Origin of the sequence: Salinarchaeum laminariae, from assembly GCF_023204835.1 — an archaeon.
Classification (GTDB): domain Archaea; phylum Halobacteriota; class Halobacteria; order Halobacteriales; family Salinarchaeaceae; genus Salinarchaeum; species Salinarchaeum laminariae.
This window is the reverse complement of sequence record NZ_CP096270.1, coordinates 1,543,668-1,560,625: the sequence shown is the minus strand read 5'-3', so window position 1 is coordinate 1,560,625 and position 16,958 is coordinate 1,543,668. Positions and strand designations below refer to the sequence as shown.

At 67.8% G+C, this 16,958-nt stretch carries 15 protein-coding genes; 8 read left to right on the top strand and 7 right to left on the bottom strand.

Features of this window, described 5'->3' with window-relative positions; all coding sequences use genetic code 11:
* Positions 1 to 77 precede the first annotated feature (77 nt).
* The 5 genes from glmS to citE all read left to right on the top strand — a co-directional run bounded on the left by glmS (position 78) and on the right by citE (position 5,548).
* Positions 78 to 518 carry a methylaspartate mutase subunit S gene (gene glmS / locus MXF70_RS07215; protein WP_248518324.1) on the top strand — a complete coding sequence of 147 codons (441 nt, stop codon included), beginning with the start codon at positions 78 to 80 and terminating at the stop codon, positions 516 to 518.
* Positions 519 to 1,952, top strand: coding sequence for a methylaspartate mutase subunit E (locus MXF70_RS07210; protein ID WP_248518323.1), 1,434 nt, complete (start codon positions 519 to 521; stop codon positions 1,950 to 1,952). It abuts the gene before it with no gap.
* Complete coding sequence (locus MXF70_RS07205) at positions 1,953 to 3,290, top strand: methylaspartate ammonia-lyase (protein ID WP_248518322.1); 1,338 nt, start codon at positions 1,953 to 1,955, stop codon at positions 3,288 to 3,290.
* Positions 3,283 to 4,398: a 2-methylfumaryl-CoA hydratase gene (mch, locus tag MXF70_RS07200; RefSeq protein WP_248518321.1), complete on the top strand. Its 1,116-nt coding sequence runs from the start codon at positions 3,283 to 3,285 to the stop codon at positions 4,396 to 4,398. The genes MXF70_RS07205 and mch overlap by 8 nt, the downstream gene beginning before the upstream one ends.
* 85 nt (positions 4,399 to 4,483) lie before the next feature.
* Complete coding sequence (gene citE, locus MXF70_RS07195) at positions 4,484 to 5,548, top strand: L-malyl-CoA/beta-methylmalyl-CoA lyase (protein WP_248518320.1); 1,065 nt, start codon at positions 4,484 to 4,486, stop codon at positions 5,546 to 5,548.
* A gap of 45 nt (positions 5,549 to 5,593) precedes the next feature.
* Here citE and MXF70_RS07190 read toward each other — a convergent pair whose 3' ends face one another.
* Positions 5,594 to 6,124 carry a universal stress protein gene (locus MXF70_RS07190; RefSeq protein ID WP_248518319.1) on the bottom strand — a complete coding sequence of 177 codons (531 nt, stop codon included), beginning with the start codon at positions 6,122 to 6,124 and terminating at the stop codon, positions 5,594 to 5,596.
* A 156-nt stretch (positions 6,125 to 6,280) separates the two neighbouring features.
* Here MXF70_RS07190 and MXF70_RS07185 point away from each other — a divergent pair, with 156 nt between their 5' ends.
* Together MXF70_RS07185 and MXF70_RS07180 are read left to right on the top strand one after the other, a co-directional pair.
* Positions 6,281 to 6,799: a GNAT family N-acetyltransferase gene (locus MXF70_RS07185; RefSeq protein ID WP_248518318.1), complete on the top strand. Its 519-nt coding sequence runs from the start codon at positions 6,281 to 6,283 to the stop codon at positions 6,797 to 6,799.
* A gap of 166 nt (positions 6,800 to 6,965) precedes the next feature.
* Positions 6,966 to 7,937 (top strand): aldo/keto reductase, encoded by a 972-nt coding sequence (locus MXF70_RS07180; protein ID WP_248518317.1) that lies wholly within the window; start codon positions 6,966 to 6,968, stop codon positions 7,935 to 7,937.
* Between the two features lie 72 nt (positions 7,938 to 8,009).
* Here MXF70_RS07180 and MXF70_RS07175 read toward each other — a convergent pair whose 3' ends face one another.
* A complete protein-coding gene (locus tag MXF70_RS07175) occupies positions 8,010 to 9,206 on the bottom strand; it encodes an MFS transporter (protein ID WP_248518316.1) in 1,197 nt (398 codons plus the stop codon).
* A gap of 204 nt (positions 9,207 to 9,410) precedes the next feature.
* Here MXF70_RS07175 and MXF70_RS07170 point away from each other — a divergent pair, with 204 nt between their 5' ends.
* Complete coding sequence (locus MXF70_RS07170) at positions 9,411 to 9,581, top strand: HVO_0758 family zinc finger protein (protein ID WP_248518315.1); 171 nt, start codon at positions 9,411 to 9,413, stop codon at positions 9,579 to 9,581.
* A gap of 28 nt (positions 9,582 to 9,609) precedes the next feature.
* Here the strand turns inward: MXF70_RS07170 and MXF70_RS07165 are convergent, their stop codons facing one another.
* From MXF70_RS07165 to MXF70_RS07145, 5 genes are all read right to left on the bottom strand, one after another.
* On the bottom strand, positions 9,610 to 10,713 hold the full coding sequence (locus MXF70_RS07165) for an aldo/keto reductase (RefSeq protein WP_248518314.1): 1,104 nt from the start codon (positions 10,711 to 10,713) through the stop codon (positions 9,610 to 9,612).
* Positions 10,714 to 10,889: 176 nt separating this feature from the next.
* Complete coding sequence (locus tag MXF70_RS07160; protein WP_248518313.1) at positions 10,890 to 13,208, bottom strand: ArnT family glycosyltransferase; 2,319 nt, start codon at positions 13,206 to 13,208, stop codon at positions 10,890 to 10,892.
* 43 nt (positions 13,209 to 13,251) lie between these two features.
* On the bottom strand, positions 13,252 to 14,493 hold the full coding sequence (locus tag MXF70_RS07155) for an extracellular solute-binding protein (protein WP_248518312.1): 1,242 nt from the start codon (positions 14,491 to 14,493) through the stop codon (positions 13,252 to 13,254).
* A 68-nt stretch (positions 14,494 to 14,561) separates the two neighbouring features.
* On the bottom strand, positions 14,562 to 15,788 hold the full coding sequence (locus tag MXF70_RS07150; RefSeq protein WP_248518311.1) for an alpha-1 4-glucan-protein synthase: 1,227 nt from the start codon (positions 15,786 to 15,788) through the stop codon (positions 14,562 to 14,564).
* A gap of 7 nt (positions 15,789 to 15,795) precedes the next feature.
* Positions 15,796 to 16,890, bottom strand: a complete 1,095-nt coding sequence (locus tag MXF70_RS07145; RefSeq protein WP_248518310.1) for a lysylphosphatidylglycerol synthase transmembrane domain-containing protein — start codon at positions 16,888 to 16,890, stop codon at positions 15,796 to 15,798.
* Positions 16,891 to 16,958: the final 68 nt, after the last annotated feature.

Genomic DNA, 16,958 nt, shown 5'->3' with positions numbered 1-16,958 from the left:
AATAAACCACCTTAAAGAATATTATCATTATCGTTCGTTACATTTATTGTGCGCTCGACTGACTACCCGTGTACCGCATGACGACGACAGTCATTCTCGGCGTGATCGGATCCGACGCGCACGCAGTCGGCATCACGATCCTCGAACAGGCGCTGGACGCGGCGGGGTTCGACGTTCGGAACCTGGGCGTACAGACCGGCCAGGACGAGTTCGTCGAGGCCGCCGCAGCCTCCGACGCCGAAGCGGTGCTCGTGTCCTCGCTCTATGGACACGCCGAGCGTGACTGTGACGGACTCCACGAGGCGCTCGCGGAGCGCGAGATCGAGCCCGCGACATACGTCGGCGGCAACCTCGCGGTCGGCCAGGCCGACCACGAGACGATCCGCGAGCGCTTCGAGCGGATGGGGTTCGACCGGGTCTTCGACGCCGAGACCGACCCCGAGGACGCGATCGTCGCGTTGAAACGGGACCTCGGGCTCGCGGAGACCGATACGGAACGCAGCAGGGTGTCCTCGTAGATGGTCACCGACGAACGGCTCGCCGACGCCGATCTTCGGCGTATCGACGAGCAGGTCCGTAGCGACTGGCCGACCGGGGCCGACGTCGACTTCGAGGAGGCCATCGCATTTCACGAGTCCCTACCCGACTCCAAGCGGTTCGCGGAGGTGCTCGAGAGCGCGGACGCTCCGCTCCTCCAGCCACGCGCCGGGGTCCCCAGACTCGACGACCAGATCGAGCTCCTGCGCCACCTGCAAAACGAGGGGGGCGCCGACCTCCTCCCGACGACGATCGACTCCTACACGCGCGACAACGAGTACGGGAAAGCAGGCGACGGTCTCGAAGACGCCCGCGAGACGGGCGAGGACACGCTCAACGGCTTCCCAGCGGTCAACCACGGGGTCGAGGGGTGCCGGGACCTGATCCGCGCGCTCGACGCGCCAATCGAGGTCCGCCACGGCACGCCCGACGCCCGGCTCCTCGCCGCGATCACCTACGCCGGCGGGTTCCAGAGCTTCGAGGGCGGCCCGATCTCCTACAACATTCCCTACACCAAGGAGCGAGATCTCGCGACGACGATCGAGCAGTGGCAGTACGTCGATCGCCTCGCCGGCGCCTACACCGAGCGGGGCGTCCGGATCAACCGCGAACCGTTCGGGCCGCTGACCGGCACGCTCGTCCCGCCCTGCATCGCCATCGCCGTGATGGTCATCGAGGGGATGCTCGCGGCCACGCAGGGCGTCCGCTCGATCACGCTCGGCTACGGCCAGGTCGGGAACTTCGTCCAGGACGTCGCCGCACTCCACGCGCTCCGATCGCTGGGCGAGGAGTACCTGCCCGATCCCGTCCGGGTCACGATCGTCTTCCACGAGTGGATGGGCGGCTTCCCGCCCGACGAGGCACGCGCCAACGCTGTCATCAGCCTCGGTGCGGCCACCGCCGCGATCGCCGAGCCGGACAAGGTCATCACCAAGTCGCCCCAGGAGTTCGCGGGCGTTCCGACTCAGGAGGCCAACGCCGCCGGCCTGCGCACCACGCGCCAGCTCATCGACATGCTGCTCGAGCAGAACGTCCAGCTCGAGGGCGTCGACCGCGAGCTCAATCTCATCCAGAAGTCCTCCCGCGAGCTGATCGAGGCAGCGATCGGCGCTGGTGACGGCGACGTCGCGCAGGGCACGATCCAGGCCTTCGAGACGGGCGCGCTCGACGTGCCGTTCGCGCCGTCGGAGAGCGCACAGGGTGCAGTTCTCCCCGCTCGCGACGACGACGGTCGCGTCCGCATACTCGAGTTCGGCGACCTCGCGCTCTCGGAGGACGTGCAGGAGATCCACCACAACCGCCTCGACGCACGGGCCAGCACGGAAGGCCGCGAGCGCTCCTTCAAGATGGTCGCCGACGACGTCGACGCGATCAGCGACGGCCGCCTGATCGGTAGGCCGACGGGTGGTGATTAGATGGCGGGGAATCAAATCGTCGGGGTCCACGCGATCCCGGCCGTCTCTGGGTTCCACGCCGACGACCAGCGCGCGATCAAGCAGGGCGCGACCCAGAACGGCTTCGCCTACGACGGCGACCCCGTGACCGAGGGGTTCGAGCGGATCCGCGAGGCCGGCGAGGCGTTGACCGTCGAACTCGAACTCGCAGACGGCACGATCGCGACCGGCGACTGCGCGGCGGTCCAGTACTCCGGCGCGGGCGGTCGAGATCCGCTCTTCCGCGCCGCGGACTACCAGCCCGTCGTCGAAGGGCCGGTCGCTGACGAACTCCGCGGACGCGACCCCGCGGAGTTCGAGACCCTCGCCGGGGCCGTCGAGAACCTCCCCGCCGAGCGCTCCGGCGGCGATCGGCTCCACACCGCGGTCCGTTACGGCGTCTCTCAGGCGCTCCTCGACGCCGCCGCACAGACCCGCGGCGTCACCAAGACCGACGTGATCGCCGACGCCGTCGGAACGGAGCCGGCAACGGAGCCGATCCCCGTCTTCGGCCAGTCCGGCGACGATCGGCGAACGAACGCCGAGAAGATGCTGCTCAAGCGCGTCGGGGTCCTGCCCCACGGGCTATTCAACAGCGTCGAGAAAGTCGGCGCGGACGGCGAGCGCCTGATCGAATATCTGGCGTGGCTCTCCGGCAGAACGGACGAGCTCGGGACAGGCGGAAACGCCAAAGCCGACTCCCCGGACTACCGCCCGCGCTTCCACGTCGACGTCTACGGCATCCTGGGCGAGGTCTTCGACCCGCCGTACGATCGCCGCGAGGTCGTCGAGTACTTCGAACGGCTCGCGGAGGCAGCCGCGCCGTACCCCCTGCAGGTCGAGGGCCCGATGGACGCCGGGAGCCGCGCCGGTCAGATAGAGCAGATGGCGACGCTCCGGAACGCGTTGGCGACGGCCGACGTTCCGGTCGACCTCGTCGCCGACGAGTGGTGCAACACGCTCGACGACGTCCGGGCGTTCGTCGACGCCGGCGCCGCCGACGTCGTGCAGATCAAGACGCCCGATCTCGGCGGTATCCAGCGCTCTGCGGCGGCCGTGACCTACTGTGAGGGCACCGACGTTCGTGCGTATCTCGGCGGCACCTGCAACGAGACGGCAACCTCCGCGAGGGCCTGTGCCCACGTCGCGCTGGCGACCGACGCCGCGCAGATCCTCGCGAAGCCCGGGATGGGGTTCGACGAGGGCTACATGCTCGTGACCAATGAGATGCGCCACGCGCTCGCCCGGCGCGATCGCTCGGGATCGGTCGCCCGCCCGACGCCTGAGACCGCTGCACATACCGGTGATTCCGATGACTGACTGGACCGATCCCGAGACGTTCTCGGTGGCGCTCGACCGCGCGACGACCCGCGAGAAGGGCAGCCACTTCGAGGACTTCGCCGAGGGCGAGACGATCGAGCACGACCCCGGCCCCCGGCTGACGCGCCACGGCGCAGAGCAGTGGACGAGCCAGACGTTGAATCACGATCCGGCGTACTGGCGGACCGAGGCCGCGGAAGAGCGGGGCTTCGACGAACCACCGATCCACCCTGATTACCTCCTCGCGGCGACGATGGGCCCCAGCGTCGAGGCCCTCTCCGAGAAGGGCGGCTACTTCCTCGGGCGAGACGACGTCCGCTTTCATCAGGACGCGGTCTATCCCGGAACCGAACTTCGCGTCGAGTCGACCGTCCTCGCGACGCGGAGCTCCAGCTCGCGACCGAACTACGGTATCGTCACGTGGGAGACCCGCGGGCTCGACGCCCAGACCGGCGACGAACTCTGCACCTACGAGCGAACGAACATGATCCCGCGCAGAGAGCCGATCGAGACCGATGGCGGGGAGATGGATGACGGCGGGAGAATGACCGACGGAGGCGAGATGGCCGACGCCGATTCGAATGCGGACCGTGACGGCGACCCCGATCTCCCCGACGGCCTCCTCGCACCCGACGGCGAGTATTTCGAGGCGTTCGACGAGGCCCTCGAAACCGCGGCCGAGCGGCCCGACGCCGCGGTCGCCTACAGTCACGAACGCGGGCGAACGATGGACGTCGTCACCGTCGCCGAACTGCCGCTGGCGACGCTCAACACCGCACGGCAACACCACAACGCAGCGGCGATGGCGGAGTCACCCTCTGGCGAAATCGTCGCGTACGGTGACGTGACGCGCTCCATCGCGCTCGGGCACGCGCGCTCGGACGAGGCCACCTGGCACGAGGTCGGCGCGACGGGCGAGCGGTTCCACGATTTCGTCACGGTCGGCGACACGATCTACGGATTCACGCGCGTGCTCGACGCCGATGGCGATCCGGGACCGAGCCACGTCGGCGAGGTGACCTTCGAACACGTCGCCTTCGACCAGGACCAGCGACCGGTCTACTCCGGCACCAGAACGGCACTTATCGAGCGGAGGAGCGAGCCATGACGATTGCGACGACTGCGACGGCTGCGGCGGCTGCGGCGAGCGACGCAACCCTCCCAGCAGCCACGAGACGACGGAGACCGAACCAATGACACAGCGACTCTGCAGAACGTTCCAGACAGCACCGGTCGCGGTGGCGAGCGACGACACCGCGAAATATCTCCGATCGGGCCTGACGGCCTCCGGCTTTCAGGCCCCCGACTGGCTAGTACCGGATCTCGAGGACGGCACCGCGCCGGCGAAGAAGGAGGAAGGGATGGAGAACCTTCTCGCCCTCCTCCCGGAGTACGCGCCCGAGTTCTCCGGCGAGATCCTCCCGCGCATCGAGTGGGCCTACGATGCCCCGGCGACGACCGAGCGCGGCCACGAGCAGATCGACCGGATCGTCGAGAACGCTGGCGAGCACGTCGACGGGATCGTGGTGCCGAAAGTCGGTCGCGTGGGTGACGTCGAGTCTGCGCTGTCGGCGGTCGCGGACGCCGAGCGAGAGTACGGCCTCCCCCAGGGTTCCATCGAGGTCGCGGTGATCGTCGAGACCGCCCGTGCGCGGTCTGACCTTCGGGAGATCGGGGCCCTCGGAAATGGACGATCGGAGGACGGGAGCGACACCACCGCCCGGCTCGCGGGGCTCGTCTTCGGTCCGGTCGACTACACTGCGGAGCTGGGCGGGCGCTCTCGGGACGGCGACCGCTTCGAGTGGCCCGCGCTGCTGGAAGCGCTCTCGAACGAGGCGTCGGCGAACGACGTCGTCGCCGTCGGCGGTCCGTTCGATCGGCTGTTCGCGGAGCGTGCGGGAGTCAGCTTCTACAACGGCTCGGAGTACGCCGAGCAGGTCGAACGGGAGGCGGCGGTCGGCCTCGACGGCTCGTGGTCACTTCACCCCAAGCAGACGACCCAGGCCAACCGGATCCACATGCCGACGCCGGACGAACTCGAGCGCGACGTCGAGAAGATCGAGCGCTTCGCCGAGGCGAAGGCGTCCGGAACCGGTGCGGTGAGCATCGACGGACAGATGGTCGACGAGGCCACGCTGAAGAACTTCCAGAACACCGTCTGGACGGCCCGCGTGATCGCAGATCGCCATCCAGAACAGGCCGAGGCCGTGTACGACGAGGCGCTGCTCGAGCGGGCTCGGTCGATCGAGCTTCGCTGATCAGGACGATGCCCGAGCCTCGGCTGCGGGCCGCTTCTCCCGCAGTCACTCCCGTACGAAGGTCACTGGCTGGTCGGCGTTCAACAGGACGTGCTGGGCCGTGCTTCCGAAGACGGCCTTCCCCGCTGGTGAGCGTTTGCGCCCGCCGACGAGGATGCGATCGGCGCCGACGTCGGCTGCGAGATCGACGATCGCCTCGCCGACGTCGTCCGTGACGGCTCCGCGGACGTCGATCGACGTGGTGCCGGCGTCGACGGCGTCCTCTAGCAGGTCGGAGATGGCACGGACGGCGGCCGATCGACGCGCGACCGCCGCGGGCTCGGGCGGCGCGTCCGGATCGAAGTTGAGCCGCTCCACGGCAGCGTCGAACTCCTCGGGCGTGAAGACCTGGGTGATGTACACCTCGTCGAGTAGCGGACCGGCGAGGTCGGCGACCGCCTCGGCGAGCAGTTCGGCACGGGGTGCGTCCGTTCCGCTCACTGCAACCACGACTGACAGGCCGGACGCTCCACCGTCAGCCACGGGACCGGTACCGCCGTCGAGTCCGCCGTCAGCTCGGGGCTCGTTCGTCGTCATAGGGAGAGAATCACGGGCAAAGCAAATAAAGATTGGTGCAGTTGACTACCGGAGTAGTAACCATCAAATCAGAGAGCGTGCTCCGATCAGGATGAACCAGTCTCCCCAGGCCCCACCGAAACGACCATCCGGCCCCTCGTCCAATCGACGGCCAGTATGAACGTACGCCGGCAGGACACCCTCGACGATTTTCGGGGCGCGAGGGAGGTCCACAACCGCACCTGGCGTGTCGGCTTTCGCGGCATGGTCTCTGAGGCGGCCATCGAGTCCCAGCTCCGCCCGACCGACGAGGACGCGCTGCAGTCCTTGCGGGAGGAAATCGCTTCCGAGCCGGGCTACTACGGCGTCGCTGAGGTCGACGGCTCGATCGTCGGGTTCGTCCGCGCCCGGTACGGCGGCACCTCGGAGTTCGTCGAGGGGATCGGCGGCGAGATCGTCGACCTCACCGTCGATCCGGCGCACTGGCGAAACGGCATCGGCTCCACGCTGCTCGGCGCGGCGATCGACGGGCTCCCGCCGATGATCGACGGAATTTCCGCCCAGGTGCTCGCCGACAACGACCGCGGACGGAGCTTCCTCGAAGCGAACGGGCTCGTACACGAGGAGAGTCAGGACGCGACGATCGGCGACGAGTCCTATTCCCACGTGATCTACCGCGTCGGGCTGGAAGAGTGAGAACGGGAGAGCAAGAACGGGAGCGAGTGAGAACGGGAGAGCAAGAACGGGAGCGAGTGAGAACGGGAGCGACGGAGTCGTCGGGCGATAAGACCGGGCCCCATCGAGCCGGCAGGCCACGGGGGTTGGCCGTGGGTATTTCACCGCGGCAGCGAAATGATAGGGTATGAAGTACACGACCCTCGGGTCGACGGGAATGGAGGTTTCCCAGATCTGTCTCGGCTGTATGAGCTTCGGCAGCCAGGAGGACTGGATGCTCGACGAGGACGAATCCCGCGAGATCATCGAGCGCGCGCTCGATCTCGGGATTACCTTCTTCGACACCGCGAACGTCTACAGCAGCGGCGAGAGCGAGGCGATCCTCGGAGAGGTCCTCTCGGAGTACGATCGCGACCGGCTGACGATCGCGACGAAGGTCCGCTGGCCGGGTGCCAACGAGCACCGGAACGCGGAGGGGCTCTCCCGGAAGACGATCGGGCAGGAGCTCGACCACAGCCTCGACCGGCTCGGGATGGACACCGTCGATCTCTACCAGATCCACCGGTGGGATTACGACACGCCGATCGAGACGACGCTCCGCGCGCTCGACGACGCCGTTCGCCGCGGAAAGGTTCGTCACATCGGCGCTTCCTCGATGTACGCCCACCAGTTCGCCGAGGCCCTGCACACTAGCGACCGTGAGGATCTCGCGCGCTTCGAGACGATGCAGAACCTCCACCACCTGACCTACCGCGAGGAGGAACGCGAGATGCTCCCGCTCTGTGACCGGGAGAACGTCGGCGTCATGCCCTGGAGCCCGCTCGGTGGGGGCTACCTGACCCGCCCGCACGAGGAGTTCGACGACACGACGCGAGGCGAACACGAGAAAGAGGAGATCGGCCTGCCCTACCACGAGGGCGCAGGACGAGAGATCAACGCCCGCGTCGAGGAGCTGGCCGCGGAGAAGGGCGTGACGATGGCCCAGCTCGCACTCGCCTGGCAGTTCCACAAGGAGTGGGTCACCGCACCGATCCTCGGAACGACGAGCGTCGAGCACCTCGAACAGGCCGTCGAAGCCGTGGAGATCGACCTCAGCGAGTCCGACGTCGAGTATCTCGAGGAGCCCTACGAGCCCGTCGAGATCTACGGCCACGAGTAACGACGACGCCGGCCCCGCGTCGAACGTTCAATCCTCCAGTCGAGCTTCGTTTTCTGCCGCCTCCGTCGCCGCTCAGGCAGTGCGTCGGTGAGCCTTCCCGCCGGTGGGCAGCCAGCCGGCGAGGTAGAGCCCAGCCATGACGACGACGATGCCGAGCACGAGGAGAGCGAGGCCCCGGAAGACGGCGTCGAAGGCGATGCCGGCGTCGGTCAGCGAGCCGATCAGGACGCTGCCGCTGGCCTGGATGAGCATCATCGTCGCACTGTAGACCGCGTAGGCGCTCGCGCGGTGCTCGTCGGGGAGCGTGTCGAGCAGGTAGGTGTCCATCGCGGGGAACAGACAGTGGATCACGAAGCCGATGACGAGGCTGACGGCGACGATCGCAGCGAGTCCGCTGACGAGCGTGAGCGAGAGCAGCCCGATGGTGAACCCGGTGACGACCGCGAGGACGAACGGAACGTGATCGAAGCGGTCCGCGAGCCCGCCGCCGACGTAGAACGCCGGGACGCCCGCGGCGAAGATCACCGTCAGCATGAGGTTCGCGGTGCCACTGGAGAGCCCCTTGACGTCCTCGAGATACGTCGCGTAGAAGTTGAAGAAGCCGTTCCAGAGGAGACCCACGACGCCGATGAGCACGACGCCGGTCAGGATCAGGCGCCATTGCCGACGCACGGCCGCGAGGAGGTCGCGATCCTCCGTCCCGGCGTCGGGCAGTTCCGCTCGCCTCGCCGCGAGGAAGAACGCGGCCGTGCCGAGCGCTGCGACGCACGCGACCACGACGAACACGTGGCGCCAGCTACCGACAAGCAGCACCGCGCTCACCGTGAGCGGCGCCAGCACTGCAGCCACCTGCGAGGCCGCACCGTGGATTCCGAGCACGCGCCCGACGCGATTTGGGAACAGCTCCGAGACGAGCGGGTTGGCCGCGATGAAGTACGCGCCGCTCGCGAGTCCCATGAGGAAGGCGCCGATCGCGACGGCCAGCGGCGAGGGGGCCGCGGCGGTCAGCGCGGCGGCGATCGTGAGCGTCGCGCCCGCCGCGAGGATTACCCAGTGTCGGGGAACCTTCGTCAGCGCGTAGCCAGCGGGGAGCCGCGGCACGGCGCTTCCGAGCCACGCGAGCGTGACGATCAGCCCGATAGAGCCACCGCTGAGCCCGAAGGCGTCCGACAGCGGCCCGACGAGCGGCGCGAAGATGACCCGTCCGAAGTTGACGAGAAACACCATCGCACACAGCGAGCCAAACACCTGTACGCGGCGAGACGGCATCTACGCGTGGCTACCGACGGCACCACTGCAAGACTTTCGAATCGAAAGGGGCGGCAGTGTGGCGAGTGATCGGGGACCACGGACCGACGGCAGATTCACCCGCTGGCCACCACGAAATCGGCTGCAAGGCTACAGAGCGTGCCAGTGCAGGGCGGCCCGTCGGGGTGCATCGGTTTTTTGAGGGGGCCCTCCGTAGCAGGGTCCATGAAATCCGTCAGGAAGGGTCTGCGCGATAGCGACCTCGAGAAGGACAACTACGGTCGCCTCTCCTGTACGGCCTGTGAGGAGGAGCTCAAATCCGAGAACGATCCCGATCAGGTCGGGACGGTTCGCGTCTGTCCCAGCTGTGGCGCGAAGTGGAAGGAGCTGAACTGAGCGGCCGATCGACGGCGACCGAACACGGCTACTTCGCCGACTCAGTGGCGAAGACAGAGTCGAAGGCGTCGGCGCCCAGCGGATCGAACCGGCCGGCGCGTAGATTCTCGAGGGCGTGCTCGCGGCTACAGGCACCGACGAGCGCAGCCGTTACGCCTGGCGCGCTCCGCGCGAAGTTGATCGCGCGCTGGGCGTCGGTGTCGCCCTCGACGCGCGATGCGACGTGATTCGGAACGCCGCCTGCAAGATCGCCCTGTTTGATGCTCGCGCTCGCGAACACCGAGAGGCCGGCGTCCTGTGCGAAGTGGAGGGCGGACTGCGAGCCGTTGGGCCCCTCGTGGGCTGGGACGGTGTAGGCGTCCGCCATCTCGGCGTTGAAAGGGAGCTGGATCCCCCGAAAGCCGGTCGTCTCTGCACCGACGCTCTCGGCAGCGCGACGGGCGCGCTCGACGACCGTCGGAAGCGAGAGATAGCAGCGGTGGTCGGTCGCTACTCGGAACGCGTCCCAGGTCGCGACGCCGTAGGCGGCGATGTCGCCGTCCGCGCGCCGTTCCTCCAGCCGCTCGAACGCAGCTTCCAGTTTGTCGTAGACGTCGTCCCGTGAGCGCGCCATGAGCTGCGTCTCCGGGTTGTGGACGTAGTAGAGATCGATCGTGTCGAGATCGAGGTTCGCGAGGGAGCGATCGAGCTGTGCGTCGATGAAGGTGGGCTCGATGCAGTGACTCCCCTGTGCGAGGTCCTCTGCCTCGGCGAGTCCCGACTCGACGACCGTCTCGTGAACGTAGCGACCGGGGTCGGCCGGCCGCTCGCCGTCGAAGTGGACGAAGCCGCCTTTCGTCGCGACGACGATTTCCTCCCGGTCGACGTCGGCCTCTGCGAGCGCTTCGCCGACGACGCGTTCGGAGCGCTGACAGCGGTAGTTGATGGCGGTGTCGACGAGGTTACAGCCGGATTCGAGTGCAGCGACGATCGACTCGTGGTAGCGATCGTCGACCTCCTCGGTCGGATCGCCGAGGTAGGTCCCGATACCGATGCTCGAGACGACGCCCTCGCCGTGGCGCCGGAAGTACGTCAGCCCAAAATCGTCGCCGTGACGGTCGCGGTACGCCCACGTGCCGTTTGCCGTCGCCATACGCTCCCTTCGTGACGGAGACGGTTAGCTGGCCGGCTTCGTTCACCTGCGCCTCACTACCGACGTTCTCGCCGCAACGACAACTGATCGGGCGGCGTATGGACTCGTTCGACACCGAAGCCCGCACGAGACGGTGATTCGCGCCCGCCACTACGGTGAGGGTCGATGTACAGCGGCTACGAATCCCCAGCATGCAGCCGGGTCTCGAAGGAGGTACCCTCGGGATACTCCTCGGGCTCGCCGGGGAGGTAGGTTCCCTCGAGCCCGCAGTCGGGGGCGAGCAGACAGACTTTGCGCTCGGGCGGCCAGACGATCTCCACGGTGCCATCCGATCGCCTGACGTCGATCTCCTGTCGATAGGTCATCGACGACCCGGTTGCTGCGACGAGTGTGACTCGCACTACGACCTCCTCCGTTTCGTCGAAGGCGATGCGCTCGGAGGGGGCCGCCGACCCGTTCGTACCCTCGAGTCGCACGCCCGATGCGGTCAACGACCACGGGACGGGCAGCGATCCGTTGGGATCGTCGACGCCGTAGCTCGCGTACGATCCCGGATCGGTCTGCAGCCGGACCGTCGCGTGGTCGACGCCGCCAGGAATCCCGACGACGGTTTCGCCGGAGAACTGCTCACCGGAGCGGACCTCGATTTCCTGGAGCACTGGGTCGACCGGCTCCCCGCCCGGCGCCCACTCGCCGCGGTAGGTGAACCGGTAGGGCGTTCGCCCGTCGGTTGCGTCGAGCACGTCGAAGTCGCTGGCCGTGTGCCGATCGAGCGCGTAGACCACGTCGCCGTCGAGCCCGCCGTCGTTCCGCAGCGACTGGAACGGATGGTTGAGCCAGTCGCCGTAGGGTCGCGGGACGAACACGACGGCGTCGTCGAACTGGCGATCCTCGAAGGGCTCGTAGACCGTCTCGATGTACTCGGTGTGCTCGGCGTGGCGATCGGTGGGCGGCTGGACGAGTGCCGCGCTGGCAGCACCGCCGACCGCGGCGAGGAGCAGAACGACAGCGAGACCGAGCGCGCGAACGGTCTGCCTCGAGATCGGTAGTGAGATCGCTGGCAACAGGCCCATCGACGACGGGGACCACGCCGACTCCGATCGGTCGGCATCCAATTCCGATCTGTCGGCATCCGATTCCGACACGTCCCACGCGTCGACCCATCGCCACGCGCCCACCAGCCCCGCGGCCGCGAAGATCGACAGCGGCGCCAGCAGGTCGAAGTGATAGAACGGGCCGAAGAGGCCGAGCAGGCCGTCGGTGGGATCCTCGAAGTCGCCGAGGACGTTGTTGTTGCCCCAGAAGGCGACGTTCCCCGCTGCGATCGTGAGAAAGAGGCCAGCGAGCAACGCCTGCGCGGTCGGTTCGACCGCGCGCCCGGAGGTCGGTTCGTCGTCAGGCGCGGAGTCCAATTGGTCGCCTGGCCTAGCGCTCGGTTCGTCGTCGCGGTGAGATCGACGCAGCCAGCCGCGGGCCGCGATGGCGAGTCCGACGACGGCGAGGACCGTCCCGATCGGCCCCGCCGGCCCCCAGCGCGTGAACAGCGCCCAGAGCACGTGGCCGTTTGCGTGCAACGCTAGCTCCGGCGTGTACTCGATCCCGTGGCCGGCGATCTCGCGATGGCCGAAGCCGGGGCCGTCCTCTGGCGCGAACGCGGCGTAAGGGAACCGGAACGCTGCACCGGTGACGACCGCGTTGTAGGCGAGTGAGAGCCCGACGAACGCGAGCCCGATCGCCGCAGTAGCGCCGTTGCGCAGGAGGGGCTCGGGCACCGACTCCTCGCGATCGAGGAGGGTCTGGCGGTCAGTTCGTCGAATCGCCCCGAGGAGCTGCCAGCAGGCGTGTGCGATAAAGGGCGCCGCGAACAGGACGGCGGTGTAGGGCCGCGCGAAGAAGGCAAGCCCGATCGCTAGCCCCGCAAGCGACCCGAACGCGACGCTTCGCCGTCGGTAGGCGCGGAGATAGCAGACCGCGAACGAGAGGGTCAACAGCGTCGTCGGCGCGTATGGAAGGAACACCGACGTCGTCAGCAACGTCATCGGGGCCGTCGCGAACGCCGCGGCGGCGACGACGCCGATTCGCCGGTCGAAGGTCTGCGATCCGAGGACGTAGACGAGCGCGACGTTCCCGGCAGCGACCGCGGCCAGCGCGAGTCGGGGCATTCCGAACAGCCCCATCGGAACGGCGAACAGGGCTGCGGGGTAAGGTTGGTACTTCGGATAGAGTCGGCCGCCGTCCTGAACGAAGAACCACGGGCGGACGGCGTCGGCGATCGGCCCGGCGTGGAGTTCGAGGCGCCCCTCGAGCAGCATGGCGGCCTGCTGGAGGTAGACGCCCTCGTCGTGGTTCGCCGAGTGGTAGGGGAACAGCTCAGTAGCGATCGCGAAGACGACGATTCCCGAAAGAAGCGCGAGGCCGCCAGCGGCGAGATGGTGGACCGGCTGGCGGCGGGGGTCGAGTCGGACGAACAGTGAGCGGATGCGGTCGGCGAACACGAATCGAGTCTGGGTGCTGTCGGAACTGGGTGTGTCGCCGCGCTCAGACGTCGACGCCCACGTCCTCCATCAGATCGATCGTCGCCTCGAGGTCGCCGAGCTCGGCGAGGTCGATGTCCGGAACGTCGAGCGCGTCGACACGGGGGAGATCCCCGACGGGATCGACGTTCGGGGCGAGCGGGTACTCCTTGGTCTCGACGGCGAAGTAGGACTGCGCCTCGGCCGATAGCAGGTGGCGAATGAAGTTCTCCGCGAGGTCGACGTCGCCGGCCTGGTCGGTGACGGCTGCGCCGGCGACGTTGAACGTCGCACCGGCGTCGCCCTCGGTGAACGCCGTCGCGATCGGGGCGTCGGGATTGCCCGCGAGCACCCGCTGGATGTAGTAGTGGTTGGTGAACCCGACGTCGATCTCGCCGTCGGCGATCGCCTGATTGACCGCCTGCTCGTTGGGGTAGGAGTCGACGCCGGCGTCGAGGAGCTCTTGGAGCCACTGGCGGGTCGCCTCCTCGCCCTCGAGGATCCGCATCGCGGTGACGAACGCCTGACAAGAGCCGTAGACGGGCGACCAGCCGAAGTCGGCGTCGAGCTCCGTCGGGATCGCCATGATGTCGTCGGGGATGTCCGACTCGGAGTAGGTGTTCGTGTTGTAGGGGACAGTCCGGACGCGGCCGGAGGTGCCGATCCAGTCCTCGGTGCTGAACTCGGGGCTGACGATGTCACGGAGATCCGAGGACAGCGCGGTCGTTCGACCGGCTTCTGACAGCGAGACGAGCGCGCCGGCGTTGACGGAGTAGAAGACGTCCGCGTTCGTACCGGAGCCCTCGGTGATGATCTGGTTGACCATCGCCTGTGATCCCTCGCCGTACCGGACGTTGGCGGTGAAGTCGTCGTAGAGCGACTCGATCGAATCGACGAGCGCGTCGACGAGGAACTCGTGGCGACCGGAGTAGATGGTGAGTTCGCCCTCGAGCGCCGGCATTTCGGCCATCGGGGTGCCGTCCTGTCCGAGGCTCTGACCAGGGCCGGAGCCGATCCAGTTGAACGGTTCCGAGCCGCCGTCGTCGTTGCCGCCAAAGACGTCGACGCAGCCGGAGAGGCTCGCCGCCCCGAGCGCGGCAGTGCCCGCAAGGAACGTGCGCCGGCCGGTGCTGGAAACGCCGGTCGCGGGGGTCGTGTCGGCGCCGGAGGAGGCCGAACTCGGGCCCGTTGACGCGGCGTCGGCGTCGTCTGTGGGGGCTATACTGGGGTCAGGGTCGGAGGTATCGTCGCGTGGAGTCCGGGTCATGTGTGGTGGTACGTGGGATGGGGGATGTGGTCGTCGGTTCAGTGCGGTCGATCGTGTTCGCTAGGTCGCTAGTCGTCGGCAGCGGCCGGGGCGGGCTTCGGAGTCGCTGGCTCGATCGCGTCGAGGCAGTCCAGCCAGTCGAGCATCGACTCGCCGACCTCGTTGAGGAAGGCACCGTTGCGCCACTGGGAGTGGTCACCGGTCGCGAGCTCGTGGCCCATCGCCTCGAAAACGGCGGCGAACGCTGCGGGGGCGGGGGCGCCGCCGGAAGCGCCCGCACCATCGTCGCTCGCGCCGAGGTCGTCGAGGCCAGCGGGCTCGACCGAGTCGACGAGCTCCCAGACGTGCTCGTTGAGTTCGAGGCCGGCGACCTCGTTGTGAAGGTCGTCGAACGTCGACCGTGGCGCCTTGTTGTGCTCACAGAGTGGCTCGCCGTTGTAGATCTGCGCGCCGAGCAGATCGCAGGCGCGCTTGAGGAAGACGCCGCTCCAGATGTCGTCGAACCGGCCGACGGCCCACTCGTTGTCGTCCATCGGCAGCTGGTAGAAGGCCGGAATGACCTCGCGCCGGAAGCCGAGGTTCATCGAGCAGACGGTCGTGTAGTTGCCCTCGGCGGCGACGAAATCCTCGCCGAAGTCGTCGAAGTCGGTGCGGGTCCGAGCCTGGCCCTCGAGGTCGCCGTCCATCAGGATCCGGACGGCGTCGAGGTCTGGGACGTTCGTCCAGAGCCCCTGCGAGGCGACGATCGTGTCCACGTCCGCGGTCGTGGTCTCTATCTCCTCGTCCATCGCCGAGTACGGGTAGCCGCGGGGGTAGAGCCCGTGCTCGTCGGCGTTTTCGTAGAGGACGTTGACCCACTGCTCGTCGGAGGCGACGGATTCGATCTCGCCCTCGAAGTCGAGATTCTGCAGATGCTGGCCGAAGAAGTCCCACTCCTCGTGGGGCAGCGTGTCGTCGTCGATGAACACGCCGTACTCGAACTGGGGGTTCGCCCACATGTAGAGCAGGCCGAAGCTCGTCTGGGCGTGACTGGCCTCGGGAATGAGATCCGCGTACTCGGCGGCGTCGTGGTCCTCGAACCAGGCCTCGCGGGCGGAGCCGTCGAAGACCTCGCCGGAGAGGTCGAGGCGATCGAGCATCGCCTGCATCGCCTCGCTATCACAGAAGTCCTCGGTGACGAGGACGACGTGGAGTCGGTCCGTGTCGAAGCCGTGCTCGCGTGCGTTCTCGGCGTATGCCTCGACGCACTCGTACTCGCGGATCGTCGGTACGATCACGCAGACGTCCCGTGGCATTGTCCGCCTATTTTTTAGGTAAACCTAAAAGATTGCCGGTTCGCTCCGGCTCCTCGTTCTGCGTGGCGCTGGTCCGGTGGAGCGCGACGGCTGCGATGGCCCCGCCAGCGAGCGTGACCGCGTTTTTCAGTGCGTGGTCGAGCACTGCGGCGGCGAGAGCTGTCGCGCCCGCGACCGGCGCAATTGCGACGACCGACGTGGCGAACGCCCCCTCGTAGAGTCCGACGCCACCCTGCGTGAGCGGGAGGACTTTCGCGAGGTTCCCCGCACACGTCGCGAGCGTGCCGACGGCGAGCAGCGAGAGAAGACCGGGATCCGCAACCGCAGCGAGGACCAGAACAGCCGTGAGCGCGTCGAGCGCCCAGATCGCGACGCTCCCGACGCCGACGGCCGTGATAGCGCGTGGGCGACGCGCGAGGACGGCGAGGTTCGCCGTCGCAGTGTGAATGCCCTCAGCCAGCCGGTCGGGAAGTCGCGAGAGCACCCAGCCGCCGGCCGAGGGCCGGAGGACGACCACGCCGATACCACCGGCGAGCAGCGAGATGCCACCGAGTACGCCGAGGAGGAGCACCGACGGAGCGGGAGAGACTGCCGGAATGCGCTCGACGATCGGTGCGGCGTCGCCGGCGAGGAGCAGCCACGCCAATGCGAGTCCCCCGAGAACCGCGATCGCCAGCAGATCGAAGAGCCGCTCGACAGCCAACGACGCGACACCCGTTGCGTAAACCACTGCACGGCGCTGTTTGAGAAGCACCGCACGGACCGCGTCGCCGCCACGCGCCGGGATCGCGAGATTGGCCGTCTGGCTCAACAGGACCGCCACCGTGAGGAACCCGGCGTCGAGTCGGCGATCCATCGGCGCCAGCACGTCCCCGTAGCGCCGACCGCGGAGTGGCCAGGACGCGGTGTAGACCGCGATCGCTGCGACGACGAGGCGCAGATCCGCGGTACGAATCGCGTCCACGGCCTCACCCAGATAGATCGTCTTCGCCGCGACGATCCCGCCGAGGACGAGCACCGCGATCGTCCCGGCGATCGTGAGCCAGCGTCGAGATGTCCCCGACTGCTCGTCGGGGCTCGCGGACGCTGGCTGCTCTGCCATGCCTGCCGATCGCCACCGGAGAAAGTTAAGCCCACCTAAAACTGGCGAGCGATCCGCGGATGGGGTTC